This window comes from Cupriavidus sp. WS (genome assembly GCF_000395345.1).
GTDB classification, from domain to species: domain Bacteria; phylum Pseudomonadota; class Gammaproteobacteria; order Burkholderiales; family Burkholderiaceae; genus Cupriavidus; species Cupriavidus basilensis_B.
In genome coordinates this window covers 1-6,951 of record NZ_AQPL01000253.1, presented here as the reverse complement: position 1 = coordinate 6,951, position 6,951 = coordinate 1, and the positions used below count along the sequence as shown (strand labels likewise).

5 protein-coding genes are annotated in these 6,951 nt (G+C 68.4%); all 5 read left to right on the top strand.

Features of this window, described 5'->3' with window-relative positions:
- On the top strand, nt 1–592 hold a 592-nt coding region (locus K206_RS0120500; protein ID WP_155888158.1), incomplete at its 5' end, for a PilX N-terminal domain-containing pilus assembly protein.
- Between the two features lie 58 nt (nt 593–650).
- Nucleotides 651–5,459, top strand: coding sequence for a pilus assembly protein (locus tag K206_RS0120495; protein ID WP_020204263.1), 4,809 nt, complete (start codon nt 651–653; stop codon nt 5,457–5,459).
- A 46-nt stretch (nt 5,460–5,505) separates the two neighbouring features.
- Complete coding sequence (locus K206_RS0120490; protein ID WP_020204262.1) at nt 5,506–5,958, top strand: type IV pilin protein; 453 nt, start codon at nt 5,506–5,508, stop codon at nt 5,956–5,958.
- A 221-nt stretch (nt 5,959–6,179) separates the two neighbouring features.
- Nucleotides 6,180–6,644: a hypothetical protein gene (locus tag K206_RS0120485; protein WP_155888157.1), complete on the top strand. Its 465-nt coding sequence runs from the start codon at nt 6,180–6,182 to the stop codon at nt 6,642–6,644.
- Nucleotides 6,641–6,951, top strand: a 311-nt coding sequence (locus tag K206_RS0120480) for a PilW family protein (protein WP_155888156.1), incomplete at its 3' end; no start/stop codon positions are given. The genes K206_RS0120485 and K206_RS0120480, both read left to right, overlap by 4 nt.

Below are 6,951 nucleotides of genomic sequence, written 5' to 3'. Positions count from 1 at the left end.
CACCCCACTCCGCCGTCCCGCCCCCGCCCGCCAGCCAGCGCGCGGCGCGCAGCGCGGCATCTCGCTGGTCATGGTGCTGCTGTTCCTCATCATCCTGACGCTGCTCGGCGTGGCGGCCAGCCTGACCAGCCTGTCCTCCGAGCGCATGGCCCGCAACGCGCGCGACCAGAACATCGCGCTGCAGGCGGCCGAAGCCGCGCTGCGCGACGCGCGCAACGACATCAGCGTGACGCGCGGCCTGACCGGGCGCACCGGCGCCTCCCCGACCTGCGACATCCAGGGCTACAAGGGCTTCTGCGTCCCCGCCGACAGCGGCAGCCAGGTCTGGGACCTGTACCTCGAAGACCCGAACCGCTCGGTCGCGCTGGGCGAGATAACCAACCTCAGCGCGGCCCAGAAGATGCCGCTGGCCGCCAATGCCAATTCGGGCGGCGTCTCGCAGCAGCCGCGCTACATCATCGAATCGATCCCGGACATCGCGCAGGGCAGCCTGCGCGCCGGTGCGACGCAATACGTTTTTCGCGTGACCGCGCTTGGCTACGGCGCCAATCCCGCCACCAAGGTCACGGTGCAGGAAGTTGTCCGTTTCTGAGCGGTACTTGCAGCCCTTGCGTGTCCCATTACCTGTCACATTACCTGTCGGGCCCACCATGACCCAGCATATCCTTGGCAGCCTTCTCGGCCGTCCCGTCGGCCACCTGCAGCGCGTCCTGCTGGCGGTGTCGTTCCTGCTCGCGCTCGCCTCGGCATCCGCCGCCCAGCTGAACCTGGCCGCGCGGCCGCTCTATGCCGGCGGCAACGTCCCGCCGATGGTGATGATCGACCTGTCCAAGGACCATTCGCTGCACCAGAAGGCGTACAACGACTACACCGACCTGAACAACGACGGCGCGCTCGACACCACGTACAACAACGGCATCGACTACGCGGGTTACTTCGACTCGTACAAGTGCTACGGCTACGACAGCAGCACGATCCAGGGCTTCGTGCCCAAGGCGGTCACCACCACCAAGTACTGCGACGGCACCACCTGGAGCGGCAACTTCCTGAACTGGGCCACCATGAGCCGGATCGACGAGGTGCGCAAGATCCTCTACGGCGGCATGCGCTCGACCGACAACGCCACCACCGTGCTGGAGCGCGCCTTCCTGCCGATGGACGCGCACGCCTGGGCCAAGTACTACAACAACGACGCCGACATCAAGAAGCTGGTGCCGTTCAGCGACGTGGAGCTGATGTCCGACATCGGCACCGTGACGTCGACCAGCAGCATCCAGATGCGGGCCAACGTCATCACCGTCAGCCTGAGCGCCAACAGCAACATGCAGATCGGCGACCAGCTCCAGTTCACGGCGAAGGATTCCGCGGCGCCGGCCAACACCACGCTGACCGGCTGGGTGACCGCCACCAGCGGCAGCCAGCAGGTCAGCGTGGCCGTCTACCCGGACGGCGTGTCCGACCCCAAGGGCACCAGCGCCACCTATTCGTCGTGGTCGGTGAAGAACCTGACCCGCGGCGGCCTGACCATCTGCAACGTCACGCCCAAGGATTCCAGCAACCTCAACTCGCAGAACAACACGCAGGCGCCGGTGCTGCGCGTGGTCAAGGGCAACTACGCCACCTGGGGCGCCAGCGAGAAGTGGCAGTGCAACTGGTACGGCGAGGAGAACAACACGCAGGGGTCGTTCCTGCCGTCGATCAAGGTCGGCAGCAACAACGTCTCCGTCTCAGGCTCCTCCAACGGCAACCGGGCCGCGGTCTCGGGCATCAACTCGTCCGCCGAGAATCCCGTGCAGGGCACGCGCGGCCTCGGCTCCGGCCAGGCCACCGGCACCTTCAACGCGCGCGTGCAGGTCTGCGTGGCGGGCCTGATCGGCACCGAGAACTGCAAGCAGTACGGCACCACCTACAAGCCCTACGGACTGCTGCAGAAGTACGGCGAGACCGGGCAGATGCTGTTCGGCCTGATGACCGGCACCTACGACAAGAACATCTCGGGCGGCATGCTGCGCCGGAACGTGACCAATTTCGCGCAGGAGATCAACCCGGACAACGGCACCTTCCTGTTCTCCGGCACCAGCGCCGTCAAGGGCATCGTCTGGAACATCGACCACCTGCGCCCTTACGGATACAGCTACAGCGACGGCAGCTACGTCAACGCCGACAAATGCAACTACCAGCAGACCGGCATCGTCTCGAGCGGCGGCAGCACCGCGCAGAACCAGCCGGCCAATGAGGGCAACTGCTCCACCTGGGGCAACCCGATCTCCGAGATCTATCTCGAAACGTTGCGCTACTTCGCCGGCAAATCGCCGGACAGCCGCTTTGCCGCCAGCGGCAGCGGCAAGGACGCCACGCTCAAGCTCACCAGTCCGGGCTGGGCGAACCCGCTGGACCTGCCCGCCACCGACCCCGGCAAGGCGCCCTACTGCTCGCCGCTGAACACGCTCGTGTTCAACTCCAGCGTCACCTCCTACGATGGCGACCAGCTCGACAAGTTCTCCGACCTGAACACCACCGGCAGCGTCAGCCCCTGGACCAACAAGGTCGGCGCCGGCGAAGGCGTCGACGGCAAGGCGACCTGGTTCGCCGGCGGCGTGGGCTCGGTGATCGACAACATGTGCTCGGCCAAGGCCGTGTCCAATTTCAGCGACGTGCTCGGCATCTGCCCGGAAGGCCCTTCGCAGAAGGGCACGTTCCAGATCGCCGGGGCCGCGCTGTTCGCCCACATGAACCGGATCCGCGACGGCAAGACGCTGGGCGTGCCGGACGGCGACCAGAAATCGCTGAAGGTCGCGACCTACGCGGTGCAGCTCGCCACCACCACGCCCAAGATCAACGTCAACGTGAACGGCAAGACGGTCACCATCATGCCGTCCTACCAGCTGCATCCGAGCGGCGTGCCCGCCAGCAACGGCACGCTGGTGGACTTCAAGGTCATCAGCCAGACGGCCACCAGCGGCAAGTTCTACGTCAACTGGGAAGACTCCATCGCCGGCGGCGACTACGACCAGGACGTGTGGGGCACGCTGACCTACAGCGTCAGCGGCGACACCATCAAGATCTCGACCAAGGTGGTTTCCGCGTCCACCTCCAACGGGCAGGGTTTCGGCTACACGGTCTCCGGCACCGACAAGGACGGCACGCACTTCCACTCCGGCATCCTGGGCTTCAGCTACACCGACCCGGTCAACGTCACGGTGACGCCGTCCGGCTCGCAGCTCAACGCCAGCGGCGGCTGCAGCAACTGCGCGCTGGGCGACCCGGAAACCAGCGTCACCTACACCGCCAACGGCAAGAGCGGCTCGCAGTTCCAGGATCCGCTGTACTACGCGGCGAAGTGGGGCGGCTTCAAGGACCTGAACGGCTCGAACACGCCGGACCAGGTCTCCGAATGGGACGTGCGGCTGTCCGACGGCAGCGGCGGCGCCGACGGCCTGCCCGACAACTACTTCTACGCCACCAACCCCGGCGCGCTGTCGGCGGCGCTGGAGCGCGCGTTCCTGTCCATCCTCCAGACCTCGTCGGCCGCGTCGGTGGCGACCAACTCGTCGTCGCTAACCACGGGCTCGCGCATCTACCAGGCCCGCTTCAACGGCACCGACTGGTCCGGCCAGCTGCTGGCCTACGCGGTGAACACGGACGGCCTGCTGCAGCAGCCCGCGCTGTGGGACGCCGGGCTGCTGCTCAAGGGCGCCGTCGCCAACAACCGCAACATCCTGTCCTACGACAGCGCGGCCGGCAGCGGCATCCCGTTCCGCTGGAGCAACCTGCCCGCGACGTACCGCACCGCGCTCAATCTCACCGACGCCCAGGGCCAGGCGCGCCTGAACTGGCTGCGCGGCGACCAGAGCAACGAAGGCGACGCCCAGGGCAAGTTCCGCGTGCGGCCCAACACGCTGCTGGGCGACATCGTCAACTCCAGCCCGCAGTACGTCGGCGTGCCCAATGCCGGCCTGGCCGACGCCGGCTACGCGACCTTCGTCGCCAACAAGCGCAACCGCAAGCCGATGCTGTACGTCGGCGCCAACGACGGCATGCTCCACGCGTTCTCCGCCAACCCCAGCACGGACGCCGGCTCCGACGCCGGCAAGGAACTGTTCGCCTACGTGCCCTCGCCGCTGTACGGCACGCTGGCCAAGCTCACCGATACCGGCTACACCCACGCCTACTACGTCGACGGCACGCCGGCCACTGGCGACGCGCTGGTCAACAACGCCTGGAAGACGGTGCTGGTGGGCGGCCTCGCCGCGGGCGGCAAGGGCATCTACGCGCTCGACGTGACCGATCCCGAATCGATCGCCGAAGGCACGGCGGCCAGCACCGTGCTGTGGGAATTCACCAGCAGCAGCGACGCCGACCTCGGCTACACGTTCGGCCAGCCCGCCATCATCAAGCTGGCCAACGGCAAGTGGGCGGCGGTGTTCGGCAACGGCTTCAACAGCACCGCCGCCAAGGGGTACATCTACATCGTGTTCCTGGACCGCCCCGCCGGCTCCAAGAGCTGGGTGCTGGGCACCGACTACCTGAAGCTGTCGGTCGACGACGCCGCCGCGACCGCGGCCAACGGCATCGCGCAGGTCTTCCCGACCGACATCAACGGCGACGGCACCACCGACATCCTCTATGCCGGCGACCTGCTCGGCAACCTGTGGAAGTTCGACCTGCGCAGCACCAGCCCGTCCGCCTGGACCCAGGCCAGCGCCCGCTCGCTGCTGTTCGTGGCCACCGACGACGGCGGCAAGCGCCAGCCGATCACCTCCTCGGTGGACGTGATGCGCAATCCGGCCGGCGGCTTCATGGTGCTGTTCGGCACCGGCCGCTACGTGGACACCAGCGACCCGGCCGACATGAGCACGCAGAGCTTCTACGGCATCTGGGACCGCGACACCGTGGGCGCGGCCACCGTGTCGCGCAACAACCTGGTCGCCCAGACCATCAACCAGGAACTCCTGTACAACGGCTTTGCGTACCGGCTCGTCAGCCAGAATACCGTGACGTACTCCCAGTCGGGCACGACCGGCGGCTGGTACCTGAACCTGCTCTCCCCGGGCCTGCCCGGCCAGGGCGAGCGCGTGGTCTACAACCCGCAGATCCGCGGCAACCGCATCGTGTTCTCCACGCTGATTCCGTCCGGCGACCTGTGCGCCAACGGCGGCACGAGCTGGCTGATGGAACTCAGCGGGCTATCCGGCGGGCGGCTTCCCGTCTCGCCGTTCGACGTCAACAACGACGGCTACTTCGACCCGCGCGACATGGTGAACGGCAGCAACGGCGGCCAGCAATACGTCGGCGGACGCCAGTCCACGGTCGGCGTCACGCCCACGCCGACGGTGACACGGTGCGGCCCGAACAAGGAATGCAAGTTCCTGACCGGCACCAGCGGCAACCAGGAAACCGTGTCCGAAAGCGCGGGCAGCCCGACCGGCCGCCTGACGTGGCGCGAGATCCTGCATTGACGCGCCGCATGGCATCAGGAGCAGGAGCAACAGGAGCAACACGCACATGACCCACTCCCCGACCCTGCGGCGCCGGCGCCCGGGATTCACGCTGATCGAGCTGATGGCGACGGTGGCCATCGTCGGCATCCTGGCCGCGGTCGCCATTCCCAACTACTCGCAGTACGTGCTGCGCGCGCGGCGCACCGAAGGCAAGGCCGCGCTGCTGCGGGCGCAAGGCGCGCTGGAACGGTACTTCACAGTCAACAACAAGTACACCACCGACCTGGCCGCATTGCAGTTGCCCGCCTGCACCGGCGGCGGCACCACGCCTTCCGGCGACAACTGCGAATCCAGCGCCTACGTCATCTCGGTCGCCGCGGGCGGAACGGGGATCGCCAGCTCCTACCTGCTGACCGCGAACGCGGTGAAGACCGACCCGGCATGCGGCCAGATGACGATCAACGATCTCAACGACAAGACCCCCGCCAGCACGGGGAGCACGCAGGACTGCTGGTAGGGCTGCCGGCAGGACTGCTGACGGGACTGAACGCCGGTCCGCAAGGAACCGGCAGTGCGCGGGCATCGGCGCGCGGTATCGGCGCGCGGCGCGCGCGGCCGGCCCGGCTGGCGTAGCCCGGTGATTTTGAGAATCGTCCACAGCCAGTCTCCACAATCTGGAACATTTCCAGCCCCGCCGCGCGGCTATCGTCTGGCCATCCCCTGCCACGCGAGATCGCCATGCCGTTGCGAACAGGCCGAACCAGCCGGACAGGCCGCCCTGCCGACCGGCCACATGCGCCGCACCGCGCGCCGCGCGGCTACCTCCTGATCGAAGCCCTCGCCGCGCTCGCGGTGCTGGGCATCGGGCTGCTCCCGCTCGCCGCGCTCGCGCCCGCCGCGCTCGGCGCCGTGCGCCACTACGAGGCGCTCGGCCACGCCACGCGCGCGGGCGCCGAACTGGCGGAACTGGAGGACCCGGCGCAGGTGCTGGCCTTGCTGCGGGCGCGCGGAAACGCGGGGCGGCTGCACGTGCGCCTGTGCGATTCGCTCACCTTCACGGGCGATGAAAACGACGAGCCCGCCTGCGCGGCGGGGCCAAGGCTGGCGGTGGCCGGTCCGCTGCACGCCCGGGCCGCACGCGCCGGCGGCACCGGCGGCAGCAGCGCGGCCCTGCGCGCCATCGCCCTGTGGATCCGGCCATGAAGACCGCACGCACGGCCCGGCGCCGGCGCCGGCAAGGCTTCACGCTGGTCGAACTGATGACCGGCCTCGCGCTGGGCCTGCTGGTAAGCGCGCTGGCGGCGTCGTCCTTCCACGCGGTCCAGGTCGCCTATCGCACCGCCGTCGATCTCGTGCTGCTCGAAGAGCGCGGCCAGCACGCGCTTGCCATCATTGCCCAGCTGATCCGCCACGGCGGCTGGCGGCCGGATGCGGCGGCCATGCCGGCGCAGGCGCCGCCCGCCGTGTCGGGACGCGACGACTGCGGGCAGCCCGGCATCGGCCCGGTGCC

Bases quoted from the DNA above. Each gene is read 5' to 3' on its own strand.
- K206_RS0120495 (WP_020204263.1), top strand. From the start codon at position 651: ATGACCCAGCATATCCTTGGCAGCCTTCTCGGCCGTCCCGTCGGCCAC.
- K206_RS0120485 (WP_155888157.1), top strand. From the start codon at position 6,180: ATGCCGTTGCGAACAGGCCGAACCAGCCGGACAGGCCGCCCTGCCGAC.
- K206_RS0120490 (WP_020204262.1), top strand. From the start codon at position 5,506: ATGACCCACTCCCCGACCCTGCGGCGCCGGCGCCCGGGATTCACGCTG.